The 19,871-nt window shown below is 48.4% G+C and carries 18 protein-coding genes; 12 read left to right on the top strand and 6 right to left on the bottom strand.

From position 1 onward, the window contains the following. Positions 1 to 92: 92 nt before the first annotated feature. Positions 93 to 929, top strand: coding sequence for a serine/threonine protein kinase (locus FS628_RS24780; RefSeq protein ID WP_145325637.1), 837 nt, complete (start codon positions 93 to 95; stop codon positions 927 to 929). Positions 930 to 1,065: 136 nt separating this feature from the next. Here FS628_RS24780 and FS628_RS24775 read toward each other — a convergent pair whose 3' ends face one another. Then, positions 1,066 to 1,275: a hypothetical protein gene (locus FS628_RS24775; protein WP_145325636.1), complete on the bottom strand. Its 210-nt coding sequence runs from the start codon at positions 1,273 to 1,275 to the stop codon at positions 1,066 to 1,068. 208 nt (positions 1,276 to 1,483) lie between these two features. Here FS628_RS24775 and map point away from each other — a divergent pair, with 208 nt between their 5' ends. Together map and FS628_RS24765 are read left to right on the top strand one after the other, a co-directional pair. Continuing rightward, positions 1,484 to 2,230 (top strand): type I methionyl aminopeptidase, encoded by a 747-nt coding sequence (gene map / locus FS628_RS24770; RefSeq protein WP_145325635.1) that lies wholly within the window; start codon positions 1,484 to 1,486, stop codon positions 2,228 to 2,230. A gap of 174 nt (positions 2,231 to 2,404) precedes the next feature. Next, positions 2,405 to 3,418, top strand: coding sequence for an NADP-dependent oxidoreductase (locus tag FS628_RS24765; RefSeq protein WP_145325634.1), 1,014 nt, complete (start codon positions 2,405 to 2,407; stop codon positions 3,416 to 3,418). A 125-nt stretch (positions 3,419 to 3,543) separates the two neighbouring features. Here FS628_RS24765 and FS628_RS24760 read toward each other — a convergent pair whose 3' ends face one another. Beyond that, positions 3,544 to 4,029 carry a CcdC family protein gene (locus FS628_RS24760; RefSeq protein WP_176873064.1) on the bottom strand — a complete coding sequence of 162 codons (486 nt, stop codon included), beginning with the start codon at positions 4,027 to 4,029 and terminating at the stop codon, positions 3,544 to 3,546. Positions 4,030 to 4,246: 217 nt separating this feature from the next. Between FS628_RS24760 and FS628_RS24755 the strand changes: the two genes are divergently transcribed. From FS628_RS24755 to FS628_RS24745, 3 genes are read left to right on the top strand one after another with little or no spacing between them, the layout of a single operon-like run. Beyond that, positions 4,247 to 5,401 (top strand): HEAT repeat domain-containing protein, encoded by a 1,155-nt coding sequence (locus tag FS628_RS24755; RefSeq protein WP_145325633.1) that lies wholly within the window; start codon positions 4,247 to 4,249, stop codon positions 5,399 to 5,401. Beyond that, the gene (locus FS628_RS24750; protein ID WP_145325632.1) at positions 5,382 to 6,833 is read left to right on the top strand and encodes a glycosyltransferase family 2 protein; all 1,452 of its coding nucleotides are present in this window, start codon (positions 5,382 to 5,384) and stop codon (positions 6,831 to 6,833) included. The genes FS628_RS24755 and FS628_RS24750 overlap by 20 nt, the downstream gene beginning before the upstream one ends. Before the next feature lie 54 nt (positions 6,834 to 6,887). Next, on the top strand, positions 6,888 to 8,018 hold the full coding sequence (locus FS628_RS24745) for a hypothetical protein (protein ID WP_145325631.1): 1,131 nt from the start codon (positions 6,888 to 6,890) through the stop codon (positions 8,016 to 8,018). Between the two features lie 224 nt (positions 8,019 to 8,242). On the opposite strand, the gene FS628_RS24740 is transcribed toward FS628_RS24745, so the two are convergent. Together FS628_RS24740 and FS628_RS24735 are read right to left on the bottom strand one after the other, a co-directional pair. Then, complete coding sequence (locus FS628_RS24740) at positions 8,243 to 8,815, bottom strand: TetR/AcrR family transcriptional regulator (RefSeq protein WP_145325630.1); 573 nt, start codon at positions 8,813 to 8,815, stop codon at positions 8,243 to 8,245. Further along, entirely contained in the window at positions 8,812 to 9,543 is a 732-nt protein-coding gene (locus FS628_RS24735) for an MBL fold metallo-hydrolase (protein WP_145325629.1), read from the bottom strand. Before FS628_RS24735 ends, FS628_RS24740 begins: the two co-directional genes overlap by 4 nt. A gap of 430 nt (positions 9,544 to 9,973) precedes the next feature. On the opposite strand from FS628_RS24735, the gene FS628_RS24730 reads away from it, so the two are divergent. Further along, entirely contained in the window at positions 9,974 to 10,438 is a 465-nt protein-coding gene (locus FS628_RS24730) for an RrF2 family transcriptional regulator (protein WP_145325628.1), read from the top strand. Positions 10,439 to 10,717: 279 nt separating this feature from the next. Further along, complete coding sequence (locus FS628_RS24725; RefSeq protein ID WP_145325627.1) at positions 10,718 to 11,344, top strand: nitroreductase family protein; 627 nt, start codon at positions 10,718 to 10,720, stop codon at positions 11,342 to 11,344. A 133-nt stretch (positions 11,345 to 11,477) separates the two neighbouring features. Here the strand turns inward: FS628_RS24725 and FS628_RS24720 are convergent, their stop codons facing one another. Both FS628_RS24720 and FS628_RS24715 read right to left on the bottom strand, forming a co-directional pair. Next, the gene (locus FS628_RS24720; RefSeq protein ID WP_145325626.1) at positions 11,478 to 12,161 is read right to left on the bottom strand and encodes an S-layer homology domain-containing protein; all 684 of its coding nucleotides are present in this window, start codon (positions 12,159 to 12,161) and stop codon (positions 11,478 to 11,480) included. 145 nt (positions 12,162 to 12,306) lie between these two features. Then, positions 12,307 to 13,167, bottom strand: a complete 861-nt coding sequence (locus FS628_RS24715) for an AraC family transcriptional regulator (protein WP_186327955.1) — start codon at positions 13,165 to 13,167, stop codon at positions 12,307 to 12,309. Between the two features lie 234 nt (positions 13,168 to 13,401). Between FS628_RS24715 and FS628_RS24710 the strand changes: the two genes are divergently transcribed. The 4 genes from FS628_RS24710 to FS628_RS24695 all read left to right on the top strand — a co-directional run bounded on the left by FS628_RS24710 (position 13,402) and on the right by FS628_RS24695 (position 19,827). Continuing rightward, positions 13,402 to 14,457, top strand: coding sequence for a lactonase family protein (locus tag FS628_RS24710; RefSeq protein WP_145325624.1), 1,056 nt, complete (start codon positions 13,402 to 13,404; stop codon positions 14,455 to 14,457). A gap of 243 nt (positions 14,458 to 14,700) precedes the next feature. Continuing rightward, a complete protein-coding gene (locus FS628_RS24705; protein ID WP_260871178.1) occupies positions 14,701 to 16,095 on the top strand; it encodes a helix-turn-helix domain-containing protein in 1,395 nt (464 codons plus the stop codon). 292 nt (positions 16,096 to 16,387) lie between these two features. Next, positions 16,388 to 18,265, top strand: a complete 1,878-nt coding sequence (locus FS628_RS24700) for a rhamnogalacturonan lyase (RefSeq protein ID WP_145325623.1) — start codon at positions 16,388 to 16,390, stop codon at positions 18,263 to 18,265. Between the two features lie 482 nt (positions 18,266 to 18,747). Beyond that, on the top strand, positions 18,748 to 19,827 hold the full coding sequence (locus tag FS628_RS24695) for a sulfate ABC transporter substrate-binding protein (RefSeq protein WP_145325622.1): 1,080 nt from the start codon (positions 18,748 to 18,750) through the stop codon (positions 19,825 to 19,827). The last annotated feature ends 44 nt before the right edge of the window (positions 19,828 to 19,871 follow it).

Genomic DNA, 19,871 nt, shown 5'->3' with positions numbered 1-19,871 from the left:
GCAATGCCCTGATATAATAAGCTTCATACAACATGAAGACTGGCTACGGATTGCTTGGTATAGAAACAGACTGAGTGGATCAGGAAGCTGGCATGGGAGGATCTGTGGAGCTGCGACGAAGTTGGCAAAGATTGCTCGGGCTATGGACTGACCGTCCTCGGCGGGAAGGGACGACCATCGCCGATCGTTATACAATACAGGAATTGCTGGGTATGGGGAGCTATGGGCTAACCTATCTGTGTATTGACGTCCGAACCGGAAGGGAAGTGGCGTTGAAGGAGTCCAAGCCCAGCAAAGGCAGACTCTCTGCGCACTTATTGGAGCGGGAGGCGGACGTGATGAAACGTCTGCACCATCCGGCGATCCCTGATCTGTTGGATATGTTCACATCGGGGAGACGAAGTTATATCGTTACCGAGTATGTTCGTGGACAGACATTGGAAGAATGCATATTCGAGCAAGGTCTCCAATATACGGAGCGGGAATGTCTGGAACTGGCCGGTCAACTGCTGGCTCCGGTGGCTCATGTGCATGAGCAGGGATATATTCATGGAGATGTGCGTATTCCTAATGTAATTTTACGGGAAGGGATGGTGCATCTGATTGACTTTGGCTTGGCAAGACGCTTGGGGGAGCCGTTGTTGCCGGAGCTGAAGCGACGTATGCGAGAAGTACCTGAGCCTGAAGATGAACCGGCTACACCGGATCATGATCTGCAGGACATCGGACACTTTCTTCTCTTTATGCTGTATTCCGCCTATGAGCCAGAGAAGGGCCGAGAACCAGCCAGCTGGCAGGAGGAACTAGACCTTACGCCGGAGTTACACCACATGCTGGATCGACTCCTTGGACTTCGCCCGAGTTATAAAGGTGGAGCGACGGAGTTACTGGCAGAGATGGGCTACGTGTTGCAGAAAGTAAGATCATAATAAAGAAACAATCAAAAGGGGTGTTCTCCAGCTGTACTTATGGCTGACAGAACACCCCTTTATTACATTTTTATTTATGGTAGCTTCCACTGAGCTGGAACGATCATTAGTTATTAAAAACAGTAGTGACAGCAGCTTAGCTGGAGCTATATTTTCTGTTTTTGTAATAACCAGAACCACTGCGGCTGTCTCTATATTTCACATCCGAAGACGAATAGCGCTTGTAGGAACGCTTGCCTGAGGAACTGCTGTGACGTTTATAGGAGCGCCTGTCTGAGGAGCTATAACGTTTGCGGTGAGATGAAGATTTGGAATCAATAAGTTTGCCAATAATCTTTTTGAACATTAGCTTTCACCCTTTCGATTTCAACTGTTTTAAGCATATACGCGGCCAGATATGAAGGGGTTTCGAGTTTTTTATGGAAAAGTATATTCATTGGACAGGAGCCAGGCGTATAATAGGATGTTGATGATTACATGGAATTTTTTATTTTGAGCATTTCGCGTTACAATAGAGGACAGGATAAGATCTTAACGGACAAGGAGTAGTTGTAATGATTACGTTGAAGACCAAAGAACAGATTGAATATATGAGAAAAGCCGGAGAAATTCTCGCCGCGTGCCATAGAGAAATTGCGAAAATGATTCGTCCAGGTATTACGACACAGGAGATCGACCAGTTTGCAGAGGCTTTTATGAAGAAAAATGGCGCTACGCCGGAACAAAAGGGATACAACGGATACCAATATGCGACATGTGCGTCGGTTAATGATGTGATCTGTCACGGGTTCCCGGGGAAATACGCACTGAAAGACGGCGATATCGTCACAATCGACATGGTGGTTAATCTGAATGGCTGGCTGGCCGATTCGGCTTGGTCTTATGCTGTAGGTGAAGTGACTCCGGAAGCACAACATCTGTTGGATGTGACCAAAACCTCCTTGTACAAAGGGATTGAACTTGCTGTGGTTGGCAACCGGATCGGTGATATCTCCCATGCCATTCAGGTGTATGCAGAAGGTGAAGGTCTGTCGGTTGTACGTGAGTTTATTGGACACGGCATTGGGGAGAAGATGCATGAGGAACCACAAGTCCCTCACTATGGTCCACCACATCGGGGTCCACGTCTCAAGGAAGGCATGGTGATTACCATTGAACCGATGCTGAATATCGGTACGTACCGCAGCAAGCTTGATTCGGATGGATGGACTGCGCGTACTATGGATGGAAGTCTGTCTGCCCAGTATGAACATACGATTGCGATTACAGCAGACGGTCCTGTGATTTTGACAGCACAATAATAGCTAAAAGCAGCTACAATGTGACGATATTTGCATATTTCAAGGCGGCCCACGTTTGTGATCCGCCTGTTTCGGTTTAAACTAATAAGAAGTGATAACACAGAGCCAGTGGTGAGTGATTTCAGCTGACAAGGGTTAACCTTGCGTCCACTTGGCAACAAGGAGGTAATTTTGGTGTCTGTAAATAAACAGATCGTACTTGCGTCTCGTCCCGAAGGTGCCCCAACCAGAGAGAATTTTAACTTCATTGATACACCTCTTCCTGAACCGGAAGCTGGGCAAGTCCTGGTACGTACATTATATTTGTCGGTCGATCCATACATGCGGGGCCGCATGAAAGATACAAAATCTTACGCTGCACCGTACGCGTTGAATGAAGTGATCAAGGGTGGGACCATTGGGCAGGTTGTGGAATCCTCGGAACCGAATCTGCGCAAAGGAGATCTCGTATCCGGCATGTGGGGCTGGCAGCAATATGCCGCAGTGAATACGGCTGATCTTTCGCTGATTGATACCGAAGAAGCACCAATCACGGCTTACCTGGGTGCGCTGGGCCTGACGGGTCTGACGGCTTATTTTGGTATGGAAGACATCGGCAAACCCAAGGACGGCGAAACGGTAGTTGTATCGGGAGCAGCCGGAGCGGTAGGCATGATTGCAGGTCAGATTGGTAAAATTGTAGGAGCACGCGTGGTTGGCATTGCCGGCTCTGACGAGAAGTGTGCGTATCTGAAAGAAAAGCTGGGCTTCGACGTGGTCTTGAACTACAAGAAGGAGCAGGATATGTCAGCGGCTATCGAACGGGCTTGCCCGGATGGCGTGGACGTCTACTTCGACAATGTGGGCGGTGATATCTCAGATGCAGTGTTGCGCCACATTAATCGGAATGCACGTATTCCGTTATGCGGACAGATCTCATCCTATAATCTGGAGAAGCCGGATATCGGCATGCGTCCACAGACGTTGCTGTTAACGAATACAGCATTGATGAAAGGCTTCCTGCTGGGTGATTACACCAAATCCTTCAAGGAAGGCCGCGCCAAGTTGGCGAAATGGATTAAGGAAGGTCTTATCCAGTACGAAGAGAACATTGTGGACGGTTTCGAACAGACACCGGAAGCATTCATGGGTCTCTTCTCAGGAGATAACCTGGGCAAGCAGCTGGTGAAAGTTGCAGATCCTGAATAGATATCGAATGATCTACATCTCCAATCTCCAACCGGGTTGAAAACAAAAAAAGACATGTTCTGCACACCAATGGTGTAACAGAATGTGTCTTTTTTTGTGAACCTGTGCGTGGTCTGTATATGTGACTAGTGTTCGGCCACCAGCACTTCTTTGTAGTGTTTATACATATATACACGCCAGCGTACAATCATGCCGAAGGCCAGCAGGAAGAATAATCCGCCTGTTTGCGGAATGCTTACATATCGCTGAATGACTTCATGCAGGATCAGGCGTACAGCCAGCAATCCGAGCAGAATGAAAGCAAAGCTGCGGGAACGCGTGGCAAAAATCTCTTCACCTACTCGTTCAAACCGTGTACTGCGAATGAGGGGATACGAGAACAGAAACCAGCCCACTAGAAATGCAATGAATGCCCAGAGTAAAGGAACATGTGTCTCCGGTACAACAAACATGAGAAATCCTGTGCTCATGCCGAGCGGAGGAATAAGGATTTTGCGAATGGTCACCGGTCTGTGACTGGCTTTCATGCGGATGAAGATGGCAAGCAGGGCCATGACGAGCATACCTACGGTTGCCCCGATTTGCAGGTAGTACGGACTGATTTGAGCCACGTAGAACTCCCTCTTTCTGGAATAATATGTTATCCGGTGATCCGGAAACCAGTACGAATTGCCGGAATTTTCAGTTCCTATTATATCACAAACGCAGAAAGCCGATAGAAAGCATAGTGTATCATATACCCGATATGTATTCACAGGGTGTATTTGAAAATTTTGTATTATTGTGCCCGTTGTAAGGCCGTTTATTCGATTAAGGGGAAATCGTGCAATGATTGGACAAAAGTGGATATTCATTAAGCTCATCGGTTCACATCATAGAGGATGGCTTGCGGGTAATACGGATTGGTTAGTACATGTGGTCAGCCTTATATGTGCAAGTGTACTCATTTTTTTGCTGGTTATCTATGGGCATATCTTATGGATGAAATATAGCGGCAGACGCAGGGAAAAGGTTAAAACGGCACGGATGCAGGAAATGCTTTCTGCAGATTCGGTACTACAGCGGTATCTGGGCCAAGGAGAAGTTAAAGTAGACTTATTGAATATGAGTAAAGATCAACAGATGGTGTTACAGCAGTTGTTGTTGCAACGGCTCGCGCAAGATGCGAAAGAACATGAGATTCTGCGAATTCGCTTGTTATCTTGGCAAGTCTTTGGAAGTTCATACCGATCGGTTCTGAAGACGGGAAAGTGGAGTGAACGGGTTAATACCTTGTTATATATTGAACAGTTTCATATGATGGAGCTTCTGCCCAGATTAGAGGATATGCTGCGGGTTACCTCGTGTACGCCACTTGAACGATTCATCATTCTGCGTATATATGCCAGAACTGGTTATTTCAGAATTGTTAAGGAATTGATGCGTGAGCAGGACGTATTATCCGACTCGCAGTATCTGCAGATTCTGTTGTTGCTAACCGATTCATCATGGGCCCGTCTGAAGGATCATTTCAAGGATGTACCTTATCAGGTCCAGTCTAATATCATCCATGCCATTCGTATTCGCGATGACCAGACGGATGGAGCGTTCATTCTTCTGGAAAAACTCATTCGTGGAGAGGATTCGCAGCTGCGTACTCGTTCATATCAGGCCCTGGCTCATGTGGGCAGGGGGAATGAGGATCATCTGAGAGGGCTATTGCTGGTATGGAACGAACACGGTGAGGAACGGCAGCGCTCTGAACGATTGACAGTGGCCCAGCTCATGGGCAGCGTTCATGCGGACGCTTTTATTCCCCGTCTGAAGGTGATGATGGGTGATCCTTCTTTTCAGATCAGACAGGAAGCGGCGAGCTCCCTTTCTCGGTACGAACAGGGGCATGTGGAACTTCGGGATGCGGTTGCACATCATCCGGATAAATATGCAAGGCAGATAGCGGAAGAAATGCTGGAAAGGATGCAGTATGGACGAGAGATGGATTGAGATGCTGCGGAGTTTTGTTTTGGCGTGTTACGAGGGAATATTTATCTATCTAGTGCTAGCAATTATGATGTGCAGTGTGCTGGTGGTTGCAGCAGCTCGGACATTGATCCGCAGGAGAGACCTGGACCCGCTTCACTATCATGAGATGTTGGATAAAGAACTGGCTCCGGCGGTATCCCTGCTTGTTCCAGTGCGGAATAACGAAGATACGATTATACATCGAATTGCCATCCTGCTGGATATCCAATATGCAATCTATGAAGTCATTATCATTAATGATGGGTCAGAGGATGGGACAATGCGGTGTCTAAAGGAGACCTATGATCTGATGCCCATTCAGAGTAAAGTTCATTATTCGGGACTTGGTCAGGAGACAGGTCAGATCCAACGTATCTACCAATCCAGGCTGCATGATCGTCTGATTGTGATCGACAAGGCGTATGGAGGACGAATGGACTCCCTGAATGTAGGTCTGAATATCTCGCAGTATCCTTATATCGCCTCCGTTGGCCCCCATACCATTCTGGAACGGGATGCATTGATGAAGATTATGAAACCCGTTATGGATGCTCTCCCGGGAGAAGAAGTCGTTGCATGCAGTGGACGAGTAGATCTCACGGCTCCCAACCATACGAATCATAAGAATTCTGCGGACTCTACCGACCATCGTACAGAACGGATGGGCAGAACGTTGTATGTAATGCAGACCATTGAATATGTACGTGCTTTTCTAATTAGCGGCGTGGGACTCGTTCGTTACAATATTAATGTGCTGTTATTTACGTCCGAAGTATTCGGGGTATTCAAAAAGAACCGGGTGATGGAAGTCGGCGGTTACAAGCGCCATCACCAGGCCGCTCACATGGAACTGGTGATGCGGTTACAGAAACATATGAAGCAGATTCGGGAACGGGGGCGTATTATATACATACCTGATCCAATCTGCAGGGTAGAAATACCCGGCACATGGCGACAACTGTGCAGACAGCGTATCGGTTGGCACAGTCAGCTTGCGAGCAGTTTATGGGCCCAACGGGGCATGATCTTCAATCCGGCCTATGGCTGGATGGGGATGGTGTCCATCCCGTATTTTATTTTTATCGAATTGTTGGGACCTGTGCTGGAACTAGGAGCGATCTTGCTGTTCATTGCAGGCATAGGGCTACAGTTGGTAGATATGAACCTGTGCATCATACTCGCTCTGCTGCTGACACTTTATGGTTCCCTGCTGTCTGCAGGGGCAGTGATGTTGGAAGCGTGGTGTTCACGAAAGTCGCATACGTCCCGAGAGGTTACACATCTGCTTGTGTATGCCTGTTCGGAGACGTTCTGGTTCAGGCCGCTGAACAACCTGTCCCGTATATATGGAATGTTACAGGCTATGGGGTTGAGGAAGGAAGAAGAGAAGAACAGCAGCAATGGATTGGGCTGATCTATCGACCGATCCTGACATTACCTTGGAACAGAGCAAGGAGGAAGGTGCTTCATGAAAAGAAGTTACAGGCCAGTCACGATGTGGACGTTGGCTTGTTTTACAGTGGTATCGGTGGTGCTGGTTGTGCCCTGGATTATGTGGCAATCCCAGGCCCCGGTTCCGCTTAATATCATGATTATTGACAAGAGCAGACCGGACTTGTCCTATCAAGGACACAAGGGATTGGTCTGGCTTCTGAATCAACAGAAGATCGTACAGCATACAGGAGAACACTACTCGTATGAAGAGGATTATTACGGCTATGACATTCAGGATGGACTTATTCAGATGAAGCGATTGCTGCCTGATGAGGTGACGGACACGGATCTGATCTATCTGACGGCGAATCGAAGTAGCCTGTTTACACCGAAGAATGAACGGAGACAGGATGCAATCTATGAAGGATTAACGATATATGATGTGCAGAAGATCCGCGAAGCGGCTTATAAAGGTGTAACGGTTGTCGCCGAATACAGCGCATTAGCGAATACAGCTTCCAAGATGACAAGGGAGCAGCTGTATCCCATCTTGGGAGTGGACAGCAGTGGATGGCAGGGGAAGTCGGTATCTAATCTGCAAAGTAAGGGCGAAGTACCCCGGTGGGTTCGGACGAACTATGAGCAGCAAGAGAAGAAAAAATGGTCTTATCACGGGGCTGGCATTCTGCTGGCGCATGTGGATGGACGAGTCTTGGTGCTGGAGAAAGGTCCGGATGTAAAGACAGGCAATATACAGGTTGCATTTACACCGGAAGGCAGAGATTGGAGCGGCATAACGCAGGATATTCATTACACTGACTGGTTCGATATCATTGTGCCGCAAGAGAAGAATTCCATACTTGCCTGGTATAAGACTGATCTGACGGAGACAGGCAAGCAGAAGCTGGGGGATGCAGGGATACCCGCGGAAGTTGCTGCACTTGTCCGATCCGATGACTATAATCGATCATATTACATGGCAGGGTCCTTCGGAGAGATGAAGCATTACTCTTTCTGGCGCAGAATCCGAGGATGGGATGTCATCCGGGCCAAGCTTACGCCAGATCAGAAAGAGATTCCTGATATGTTTTACTGGAAGGTGTACGTGCCAGTGATGAAGCATATTTTGCAGGAGGTAGAGGAAGGTAGGCAGCAATGGCCGTAGGGTGGTTGTAGAGAAACCGTTCCGATGGAGGGGACGGGAGATGTACATATTAGAGAAACACGTAGTTGTGAGTGGCAGGCGACAGACGCAAGACGAATAACAGAAAACGGATAATAGATATCACATATCAATTTGAATGTGAGGAAGATACAACATCTGGGATGGCAAAGTAAAAAAGGACTGCAGCGGATCTGCAGTCCTTTTTCGTGATGCAATATGCCTTGCTATTCCTGGTGAAGATGCCGGAGCCCATGCAGGAATGCAGATACAGTCAGATGCAGACTTTCGTCTGGATCAAAGTTCATGCCGAAGCCGCCTTGTGCCTCAATGGAGGCAAACCCATGGCAGAGGCTGCGCAAACCACGAACGGCATGCAATGCTTCAGCTTCGGTTAGTGGGTAGGGCTGCAAGCTGTGCAGCAGCAAATCCAGCGTGGCTGTGCTGGCCGCGGCGAGCTGTGGCTCCTCGCGGTCCGGGGCATGAAATGAGGCTTCGTACAGTCCAGGGTGCTCGCGGACGAAGCCAATGTATGCCGCAGCGATGGCCTGAATGGCATCATCGCCAGTGCGGTCAGCAATAGCCGCGGTTAATGCGCGGCTGAGCTGCTGCACGGACATCAGCGCCATTTCCTGGCGAAGCCCGGGAAGTCCGCTGATGTGGTTGTAGAGCGACGGCGAGCGCACATCCAGCCGCTGGGCCAACGCGGCCAGTGTCAGCGCCTGGAAGCCGTCGCTGTCAGCAAGCTGGGCGGCGGCGCTGAGCAGAGCGCCGCGATCCAGCCCTTGCCGGGGGCTCACAGTTGCCCCCCGGCAAAGCCGAGCCGCTGCTGTGCATCAGCGGCTGCCGCGCGCATGGCGGCCGCGGGCTGGCGCAGCATCCGTCCGTGGCCTACAGCCAGCACGGACGGTTCCAGCTCCGCCAGGCGCTTCGCGCTGGCCAGAGCCGCTTCGCGGTTCCACGTCGCCAGCGCGGGGAACGGGAAGAGCGGGCGCACGCGGCCGGATACAGCTAGGCCGCCTTGCAGCTGGTACGCGTCGCCAGCGATGAGCACGCGGCTGCGCGTATCCATGAAGGCCATGTGCCCCGGCGTATGGCCTGGTGAGGCAACGGCAACCAGTGAACCAATCCGGTCGCCGTCATCCAGCAAGTGGTCCGGCTGGGTGCGAACCGCTTGAGGTTTGGGTACACCGCCGCGTACCGGGGTCTGTGGCTCACCTGGGAGCAGGGAAGGATCTCCCGCCAGTAGCCGGGCATCCCGTCCGGAGATGAAGACTTCCGCTTGGGGGAGAGCCTCTTTGAGAAGGTCCAGTGCACCGATATGGTCGCCATGAGCGTGAGTTAGAATGATTTTGGTGATGGGTTTGCCAAGGGACTGGGCAGTTGCCAATATCCCCTTAAGACTAAAGGGCATTCCGGCATCAATTAAGGTTAATCCATCTTGCTCTTCAACAAGATATACGTTCACAGGGAAGAGTCTTGGAAGGAATGTAACTTGAATGACATCAAATTCTCGGGTAATGCGCATCGATAAACCCTCCTTAAAACTAATGATATTAGTATAATAACTAATGCCATTAGTTTTAGCAATACCTGTGATATATTTGGTTCGAATAAAAAAAATTTTAAATAATGATGCACTTTACAAAAAAAGCGTTTTCAAATTGAAGATTACCGATTATAATAATCACGTAAGCCCTTTCATATGTCTATCTTATTGGAGCCCTTCGCGTAGCGAAAGGCTCACTTTTTTGTTCTTTTTAGATTGAAATGCCGATAGGAGGTGCCATCTTGTCTTGATTTTGTAGAGGGCTGTAAGTATTGGTATACCAGGAAAAAACACGTGCGATTCCATCCTGAGCGAAAGTTGACAAACATAACTGTTATTCATATAATGACAGTTATACTTACCTTGGGTTGAAGTTCATCGGTGTAGTATGCCGGGAAGGGAGTAAGTTATGAACAGTGAATTTACCATTGCGGTGCATTGTCTTGTTTTTCTCTCAATGAGAGATGAGTGTATGGCCAATAGTGAAGACTTGTCCCAGAGTGTGGGTACGCATCCGGCCAGAGTCCGCAAGGTACTTAGTGTTCTGCGCAAGCATGGTTACCTTACAACGAAGGAAGGTGCTCATGGCGGGTACTTGCTTAGCCGTCCAAGTGAGGAGATTAAGCTTGGAGAACTGTACAGACTCGTTGCTGGCGGTTCACTTGGTCCGAACTGGTGTTCAGGGGAGTCCGGGTCATCGTGCGTGGTATCTTCCAATATGCAGGACGTGATGGGGGACATTTACGACGGAGGCGAAGAGGCACTAAGCGCCTATTTTGATCGTATATCCATAGAGGATGTGAAGCAGCGTATAGGTCATGGAAAAGCATGTAACTTGTCGCTGGATGGATTGCCTGACAAAGAGAAGTCCTGACGGATTCCACAACCAATGGTCCTTTCTGATGTGACCTTGGTTAGTCAGGCATGGTGGACAGGTTCGTGATCGACAGGTTATGGAATGGGCGTATGCTCCGGTGAAAGATCCATTGATGGTTTCAAGCGATTCCGGGCATAACGTGAACACAGATGAGGAGAGGTCGTCTGCGCTGATGTTATTTTCGGAGGGCAAGTCTTTGGTAGAGTTGGTATCAAGATCGCCTTGCGAATGTAAAAAAAGAAGAACAAACAAAATAGAGTCTGGGGAGTGGAACACATGTCAGGCATTGAAAAAAATGAAACACTTCGCGTTATTAGCGAACGTCATGCGGTCAAAAAATACGAAAAAGGTTTTGAATTGCCTGAAGCTGATCTAAACGCAATCTTGACAGCGGCTGGGGAAGCACCGTCTTCATGGAACCTGCAACATTGGAGATTCCTTGTGATTGAATCTGAAGCTGACAAAGCTAAATTGCTGCCAGTTGCTTATGGACAAAGTCAAATCACAGACAGTTCCGTTACAATTGCTGTTCTCGGAGATCTCGAAGCGAACCGTAACACGGTGATCTATGATCAAGCTGTGGAAGCTGGCGCATTGACTGCTGAGATTCGCGACGCTTTGGTTGGGCAGATCAACGGTGCTTACCAAAGCCCGCAAACGGCTCGCGATGAAGCGATCCGTAATGCTTCCTTTGCATCCCAAAATATTATGCTTGCTGCACGCTCCCTGGGTTACGATACATGTCCAATCGGTGGATATAATCCACAAAAACTGATCGAAACATTCAACATTCCTGCACGATTTGTGCCAACGCTTTTGATTACTGTAGGTAAAGCTGCACAGCCAGCTCGCCCGTCAGGACGTTTACCGTTGTCCGAAGTTGTAGTTAAAGGATCTTTCTAAGTTAAAAAGCTAATCTGATGATTCCATCAGTGGTATAGGTATAATACAGACAGCCGCAAATTCCTGTTAAAGGAAGATGCGGCTGTTTGGCATATGAGGGTTCTACCGAAGAGGCAGCTTTTTCATAGAAATGTTACTTCTCAGGTGTTTCCGGGATTTGCGGTGCATGGAAAGATTCCAGATACTCGATTGCGTTATACATCATAACGGCTGCTTCGGCACGAGTAATCGTTTGTTTGGGATTGAAGTTGCCGTCGGCATCCAGTGCATTGATTTTGAGAACCAGAGAGCGCTGAACGGCACCTTGATACTCCGGCGTAAGTTCCTGTTCGTCGGTAATGTCCACAGGTTTGATATTAATCATCGGCAGACCGCCTTTGGCTTCAATGCCTTGCATCAGGAACAGGGTGTACTGTTCACGAGTGAGCGCTTTGGACGGATCAATATCCTGTGACATCTGAATTCCATTATATTGAGCGCGGATAAATGCATCACTGTACCATACGCCATCTTTTACATTGGCGAAGTGGTCACTTGGCAGCGGCTGTTTGATAAAACGAATGGTGTCCAGATTCAGATTCAGTCCGTCGGCAATCAATTGGATGCCCTGAGCGGTATTCAACTCCTGTTCAGGCTTGAACAAGCTGTCGCTCACGCCTTTGATGAATCCATCCTGATGAAGAGATTCGATTTTATTCGCTCCTGCCACGCCTTGAATATCCGTAAATTGGGCCGGCGCCGCGTTCATTGGTCCTGCACTTAGAGAGAGCGTGAGCAGAGCTCCCGCAGTTAATGTAGCAATCATATTTTTTTTCATGATAGGTCCGCCTCACTTTTCCAGGGATAATCCCTTTATATAAAAGTTATTTGTCCCTATAGACGACCTTTCTGTACAAAAGGTTGCTGCAATTTTCCAACTGAATTCATGATCATTCAGAAAGGGTTAAGTGAAGTCATGGCCTCTAACCTTTGGATTTATTTCGATAATCCGTGGGTGAACGTCCCATCATTTTGCTGAACAGACGGGAGAAGTAGTAGGGGTCCTTGAAACCAAGCTCGGAACTGATCTGCTTCACGGTCCAATCGGTAAAATCCAGATAGCGGCAGGAATGCTGGATCTTGAGCCGCAGAAAATAATCGATGGGCGAATGCCCGGTAGCTTGCTTGAACAACTGCGAGTAATGAGGGACAGACAGCCGCGCGTGTGCCGCCAGTTCCTTGAGGGTGATTCCGTTCTCCAGATGCTCCAGCATATACTGGACAGATTGTTCAGCCGCACGTTTGCTACTGACGACCCCGCCATCTGTTCCTGTCGCTTCTGGCCCATAAGCGAGCATGCCGAGCATATAACCAATAATCTGGGAGGCATAAGTCATCGTCTGTATGGAGTAACCCGTCTCTAACGCGCCGTAACATTCATGGAAAAGCTCAAGCCATTTCTGAGCCTTGGCTGGTGGCATACTAGAAATATGATGGGTTAGCAATGGTTCTATGTAGGATAAAGCATGTTCCCCGCGTAGATGAATCCAGAAGATGCTCCATGGTTCAGCTGCGTTGGCACCATATATATGAGGAACATGTGCAGGCAATATGATGAGGTTTCCCGGGCGGACTTCATATGTTCTGCCGCCATCTATCGTATACCAGCCTGTGCCTTGGGCACAGTACATCAGAATATGTGATTCACAACCATCGGGACGGTCACGGTAATGATGTTCTGCTTCGTGAAAGTAACCGATATCCGTAACGTATAACCCGGACGTGACGGGATAAGCTGCGGCTTCTTGCAGCAGCGGGTCCGGAAGCACAATGAGTTTTTGCATACGAAATCCGTCTGATTTACGAAGTATGGGTGGTCTGTTGTTAGGTCTCATACTCTGTATTATGGTGAGAGGGAATAAGGGAGTCAATGACAGAATGAGAGAGCGCTCACCGATTATGATCTAATTTAGAAAGCCACGTTACAGGAAGTGAAGCAGTTGCCCGTGAATTGGGTAAGTACATACCAGTGGGAAGAATCAGACCAATGAATATACAGGATAAGGGAGAGATTAGATATGGAACCAGTCGCAACTCAGGAAACGTTTTTCTATACAGGTACGTATGCTTCATCGGAAGAACCAGGCATATTCCTATGTGCGTTGAATGCGGATACAGGAGAGATGCGAATCGTGAATCACATGGAGGGTGTGAGCAATCCTTCTTATCTGGCGCTATGCCCCGATGGAAACTGTCTATATGTGGCGAGTGAGACGGACGAGGGAGAGGTGTTGGTCTATCGGAGAGATGCGGCAACGAGTGAACTGCACCTGATGGATCGAAAGCAGACCAGAGGGGCTTCCCCATGTTATGTGTCTGTCTCGAAGGATGGTCAATGGGTATTCACATCCAACTATAGCAGCGGCAGTGTCAATGTATTCCCGGTAGGCGATCAAGGGACGCTCGGAGAGATGAGTGCATGGGTGGAGCACACGGGAAGTGGAACCAACGAAGAACGCCAGGAAGGGCCGCATGCACACTCCATCCAGCCAGATCCGTCCGGACAATATGCTGTCGTATGTGACCTCGGTCTGGATCAGATTATTGTGTATCGCTTGGAAGAAGGACGTCTGGTCACGCATCGTGAGACGAATCAGCCGCCAGGGGCTGGTCCAAGGCATCTTGTGTTCCATCCCAACTCCAAGTGGGCTTATGTAATCAATGAGTTGGACAACACGGTTACCGCATTCCTTTACGATGAGCGCAGAGGTGAGTTCACTACGTTGCAGCACATCTCGACACTTCCAGAAGGGCATAAAGGAGAGGGTACGGCTGCAGACATCCGTGTATCTCCATGTGGTCGTTTCCTGTATGCATCGAATCGGGGAGTTGACAGCATCGTGCTCTATCATATTGATCAGGAGAGCGGTAAGTTGGAAGCCGTGGAATGGACGTCCACGATTGGGCAGACACCGCGTAACTTCAACCTGCTTCCAGGTGGCATTCTGGTGGTGGCGAACCAGGACAGCAATAACCTCGTAGGTTTCCAGATCAGTGAAGAAGACGGACGTCTGACGCATAACGGGTTCAAGCTGGAACTGCCTCGTCCGGTATGTATTGCGCCTGTGGTATGAGTTGTAATACGGTGAAGTGAGAAGTGTAAGTAGAATATTACATCTGAAAAGTGATCTATAAGCTGTGAAATCATGGGGAACGCATGGTTTTACAGCTTTTTTTTAGTCTTTTTATATCATTAACTTGAAAATAGTGGCAATTATCACATTTTTTTATTGACCATCGTTCGAACGTTCATTATGATCAGAATATATGGTGATGAAACCTAAAATCTGGATGCTGCACGAAGGGTGGTGCTTTCCTTGGAACCTGCAAATTCAATTCGGGAGCAATTAACCCAGTTTATTGATAAGAACAGCATGACGCTCTCCCGATTCTCGGAAGTATCTGGCATTAATACAGGCACAATTAGTCGTATTTTACATGGGAATCGTCCCATATCCGTGAGCCAGCTAATAGCGATCTCATCAGGAATGGGTGTGGCAGCGGATCATTTTTTTGCCGACTATGTGGAAGAATGTTTCGCTTATTCTGTATCCATGCGGCGGATCAGACCGTTCATTCTCCGAAGTGCCGAACTGAATCGGCTGGACTGCATTGAGCAGATTCTTCATCGGCTACTGGACGACTTGGATTATGCGACAGAACTATTTGAGATGGCAGAACAATTATTTGAACGAAATCAGTGGTCTGCCGCGGCATTGTTATATAAGAGTGTGAGTGAGGTTGAGAAATATCAGCATTCCGAACGGCTTGCCATGTGTCAGTATCGCATGTTTTTAATTGGACAAGGTGAGAACCTGGAGGAAAATCTAAGGATGGCTATCTTGTTCGAGCCCTATGTGGATCGACTGGATGAGTCGTATCAACTGGATGCGCTGAAACATTTGATTCATTCTTTCGGCTCAGCGCATAAGTGGAACAAGGTTAACGAACTTGCCAACAAAATGCTTCATATAGCCCAAATACAGTATGAGGCATCTAAAAATCGGAAACGTAAGGATCAGGAGCTGAAACGAACAGAGCGACCAATATACTTTTATATATTGTACTCCTGGTTAATTCAATCCACTGTATATGAGGAACACAGGGACTATGTCCGAGCACTCGACTTTGTGAAATTATATGCTGACGGACAAAGATGGGTGAAAGAGGATGATGAAGAATCCCGTCGTATATTGAAGCAGTTTGAAGAGTGGGCTGTGGCTAATACGTATCTCTATCGTTTAATGTCTGGCGAAGTTGAAGTCATTCCCGATTATGTAGACTATATTGAGGGACGTAAAGACGAAATTTTCATCGCCCTTCGATATATAGTCCAAGCTGCAAATAAATTTGGCGTTAACATTGATCACATTTTGGATCGCTTCTCTGATCATATCCCCCTACGTAGATACAAGACTGAATTCGGGGAGTATAATCATTCAATTATGGGTGAGAGTTACGCACAGTTTTTAAGTGATTTAGGAGTATATAATCTTACAAAACATCGTCATGATGCAATCAATCTAATTTTGGAAGGTTTGCATTTTTCAGTTAAAATAAATAGTGATCGGAATATCATCACGTGTATGACCTTGTTTGAGCAATACAGGGATCAGGCCGATTCAGTTGCAAAACAGAAATTCAAATCTCTTACAAGTGAGGTGCATCGGATCAATGCAGAAAAAATGGTCGTTACTTCTATTTCTATGTAGTTCCATCATCATAAATCCTGAGATTATAGTGCTGATGGGACATGGATGGGGTGGAGGCTAAACAGTCGAAATGGAAATATGCACCAATACAATCTTGTTTTAAATGATATACGTTAGTTAGAGCCGAGGGAGAAATCCTTCGGCTTTTTTATGTGCTAATCATTAATTACTAAATTAGACCTATAGATGGAATTATATGTTTAATTTAAAATGAATATATTAAAGCGCTTACATAAGAGATGGCGCTAAAAAGGCATCGGGCTTACCAATACAATTGGGGAGGCAATTGTTTATGGGAAATCGATCATCACTGTGGAAGCGCACATTACGTACAGCCGGAGTATCGTTGTTGAGTTCCGCGTTGTTGGTTACTTCGCTTGGCCTGGGCAACACGCCAGTAACGCATGCAGCGGGTGCAAGGCAGATGGAATTTCTGGATCGAGGTGTGGTTGCTGTAAAGACCGGGACAGGTGTGTTTGTCAGTTGGCGACTCTTGGGTACGGAAGGTTCGAATGTATCGTTTAATGTCTATCGGGATGGAACCAAGGTGAACGCATCACCCATAACGAACAGCACCAACCTTCAGGATGCAAGCGGGACAAGCAGCTCCAAATACACGGTTCGCGCTGTAGTCAGTGGAACGGAGCAGGCTGCTTCAGCGGCAGCGAGCGTATGGGGCAACAACTATCTGTCTGTACCGCTCAGTGTACCCGCTGGTGGTACAACGCCCGATGGAGTAGCCTACACCTACAGTGCCAATGATGCCAGTGCAGGTGACCTGGATGGTGATGGTGAGTATGAATTGATCGTGAAGTGGGACCCCTCCAACGCCAAGGATAACTCTCAGAGCGGTTATACGGGGGAAGTCTTTATCGATGCCTACAAATTAAACGGAACACGCCTCTGGCGGATTAGTCTGGGCAAAAATATTCGCGCGGGTGCTCACTACACCCAGTTCATGGTCTACGATCTCGACGGTGACGGCAAAGCCGAGGTCGCGATGAAAACGGCCGATGGCACCAAGGATGGCACTGGCGTGGTCATCGGGGATGCAAGCAAGGATTACCGCAATTCCAGCGGTTATGTGTTGTCTGGCCCCGAATTCCTGACGGTATTCAATGGGCAGACTGGCAAAGCGCTCTCCACAGTGAACTATGAACCGGCACGCGGCAATGTGTCCGACTGGGGAGATAACTACGGCAATAGGGTGGACCGATTCCTTGCCGCCATTGCTTATCTTGATGGGGAGCGGCCAAGTCTGGTCATGGCTCGCGGGTATTATACGCGCAGTGTGCTCGTGGCTTATAACTGGAGGAATGGACAGCTGACCAAACAATGGACATTTGATTCCAATACATCCGGCAATTCGGGTTATGCTGGGCAGGGCAATCATAATCTGAGCGTGGCGGACGTGGATGGGGATGGGAAAGACGAGATCGTCTATGGTGCCATGGCGGTGGATGACAACGGCAAAGGATTGTACACGACAGGACTTCATCATGGCGATGCCATGCATCTGAGTGATCTGGACCCGGATCGCCCCGGACTTGAGGTATTTCAGGTTCATGAGACACCATCCAATGCCGGAGTGGAATTCCGTGATGCAGGTACAGGTCAGTTAATCTGGGGAGTCAAAACAACGAAGGATATTGGACGCGGCATGGCGGCAGATATTGATCCAAGATATAAAGGCGCTGAAGTATGGGCAGACGGCAGTCTGTACACAGCCAAAGGGCAGAAACTCGGAACAACCCTGCCGTCCTCCACGAATTTTGGCATCTGGTGGGATGGGGATCTGCTCCGTGAACTGCTGGACAGCAACCGAATCGACAAGTGGAACTATGCCAACAGCACAACGGTGAACCTGCTCACCGCATCCGGCGTATCGTCCAATAACGGAACCAAGTCTACGCCGAATCTGCAGGCCGATCTGTTCGGGGACTGGAGAGAAGAAGTGGTATGGCGGACGAATGACAGCTCAGCGCTGCGGATCTATACCACAACAGCAGTTACGGACAAACGCATCTACACGCTGATGCATGATCCGGTGTACCGTCTTGGCGTCGCTTGGCAAAATGTAGCCTACAATCAACCGCCGCATACTGGCTTCTATCTGGGAGAAGGCATGAGCACACCACCGGTACCCAATATCCGGTATGCGGGCAGATGAGGAATGGACTAGGCGGGGCGGTCCAATTCCGCCCATGTTTACACTAGACAGCGAAGGATGGGAATCGCTGAGGGGACAACGGACGTTGGTCCGTTGTTCCTCTTTTTTTTGCCAATGGTGCAGAAATCCGGTAAAAATCGGAAAAAACGTTTGACAGGTATATAGACTGCCTTTATTATACGTATATAACATACTAAACAGGTAGGAATAATAAAAATGAATCTGTTTTCATTGTGAGAGCGGTCATTTTACAGACACATGCAACAATGCAACCTGAACAGAATAACGTTCTCACCGTATAGACGGAGGAACACCGCAGCGCATCCTTTCCGGATGGAGCATGCACGGCCTTAAGCCGGCATGACTTTATGGGGAGAAGTGCGCGGGGGTTCCTCCGTCTTCTTGTTTTTTTATGGGGCGTTACATCCTGTTCAGCCGGCCTGAGGTAGTCATGCAGATCTATATCGGGGGAGTGTTATTTAATGAAAAAGAGAATTCACAAGGGTATTCTGGTTGGTCTGGCACTGGTGTTAACAGGAGTTCTGGCAGCATGCGGATCGGATAGCGGCGGGTCCAGTGCGGCAGGAACATCAGGGGGAGCGGAAGGCGGCACAGAAGGCGCCAAGGCTATCGAACTGCTGAATGTTTCCTATGATCCAACGCGGGAACTCTATGAGCAATATAACAAAGCGTTTGCGGCGCATTGGTTGAAAGAGAAAGGCCAGGAAGTGACCATCAAGCAATCCCACGGGGGCTCGGGTAAACAGAGTCGTTCTGTCATTGACGGACTGGATGCGGACGTGGTGACGCTGGCATTGGGATACGACATTGATGCGATTGAAGATAAAGGTCTGATTAACGAAGGCTGGCAGGATAAATACGAGCATAACAGCGCGCCGTATACCTCTACGATTGTATTCCTTGTACGTAAAGGCAATCCAAAAGGCATCAAGGACTGGGATGATCTGATCAAAGGGGATACGCAAGTCATCACCCCGAACCCCAAAACGTCCGGCGGAGCACGTTGGAACTATTTGGCGGCATGGGGATATGCCCTCAAGCAAAATAACAATGACGAAGAGAAGGCGAAGGAATTCGTTGGAGAATTATTCAAGCATGCACCTGTACTGGATTCGGGTGCTCGCGGGTCTACGACAACGTTTGTTGAACGTGGGATCGGTGATGTGCTGCTTGCCTGGGAGAATGAAGCTTTCCTATCTGTAAAAGAGTTGGGTCCGGACAAATTCGATATTGTTGTGCCGTCGGTCAGTATTTTGGCTGAACCACCGGTAGCGATTGTGGACAAAAATGCAGACAAAAAAGGAAGCCGCGACGTGGCGGATGCCTATCTGAAATATTTGTACAGTGAAGAGGGACAGACGATTGCTGCTGAAAATTATTACCGCCCAACGCTGGATAGCGTGGAGGAAAAATTCAAGGATCAGTTCCCGGAGCTTGAACTGTTCACATTGAATGATGTATTTGGAACATGGCGGGATACCCAGGCCAAACATTTCAATGATGGTGGTATCTTCGACCAGATCTATGTTCCAGGCAGCTAAGGTTGCTCTGTTCCATGAACACCTGATCAATCGCGCTGTGAGCG

This window comes from Paenibacillus xylanexedens, assembly GCF_007676705.1.
GTDB classification, from domain to species: Bacteria; Bacillota; Bacilli; order Paenibacillales; family Paenibacillaceae; genus Paenibacillus; species Paenibacillus xylanexedens_C.
The sequence above is the reverse complement of the archived record's forward strand: the minus strand, read 5'-3'. Positions and strand labels throughout refer to the sequence as shown.

Excerpts from the sequence above, each read along its gene's own strand:
- FS628_RS24780 (WP_145325637.1), top strand. The coding sequence starts at position 93 with ATGGGAGGATCTGTGGAGCTGCGACGAAGTTGGCAAAGATTGCTCGGG.
- FS628_RS24775 (WP_145325636.1), bottom strand. The coding sequence starts at position 1,275 with ATGTTCAAAAAGATTATTGGCAAACTTATTGATTCCAAATCTTCATCT.
- map (WP_145325635.1), top strand. The coding sequence starts at position 1,484 with ATGATTACGTTGAAGACCAAAGAACAGATTGAATATATGAGAAAAGCC.
- FS628_RS24755 (WP_145325633.1), top strand. The coding sequence starts at position 4,247 with ATGATTGGACAAAAGTGGATATTCATTAAGCTCATCGGTTCACATCAT.
- FS628_RS24750 (WP_145325632.1), top strand. The coding sequence starts at position 5,382 with ATGGACGAGAGATGGATTGAGATGCTGCGGAGTTTTGTTTTGGCGTGT.
- FS628_RS24745 (WP_145325631.1), top strand. The coding sequence starts at position 6,888 with ATGAAAAGAAGTTACAGGCCAGTCACGATGTGGACGTTGGCTTGTTTT.
- FS628_RS24735 (WP_145325629.1), bottom strand. The coding sequence starts at position 9,543 with ATGCGCATTACCCGAGAATTTGATGTCATTCAAGTTACATTCCTTCCA.
- FS628_RS24730 (WP_145325628.1), top strand. The coding sequence starts at position 9,974 with ATGAACAGTGAATTTACCATTGCGGTGCATTGTCTTGTTTTTCTCTCA.
- FS628_RS24725 (WP_145325627.1), top strand. The coding sequence starts at position 10,718 with ATGTCAGGCATTGAAAAAAATGAAACACTTCGCGTTATTAGCGAACGT.
- FS628_RS24720 (WP_145325626.1), bottom strand. The coding sequence starts at position 12,161 with ATGAAAAAAAATATGATTGCTACATTAACTGCGGGAGCTCTGCTCACG.
- FS628_RS24715 (WP_186327955.1), bottom strand. The coding sequence starts at position 13,167 with ATGCAAAAACTCATTGTGCTTCCGGACCCGCTGCTGCAAGAAGCCGCA.
- FS628_RS24710 (WP_145325624.1), top strand. The coding sequence starts at position 13,402 with ATGGAACCAGTCGCAACTCAGGAAACGTTTTTCTATACAGGTACGTAT.
- FS628_RS24700 (WP_145325623.1), top strand. The coding sequence starts at position 16,388 with ATGGGAAATCGATCATCACTGTGGAAGCGCACATTACGTACAGCCGGA.
- FS628_RS24695 (WP_145325622.1), top strand. The coding sequence starts at position 18,748 with ATGAAAAAGAGAATTCACAAGGGTATTCTGGTTGGTCTGGCACTGGTG.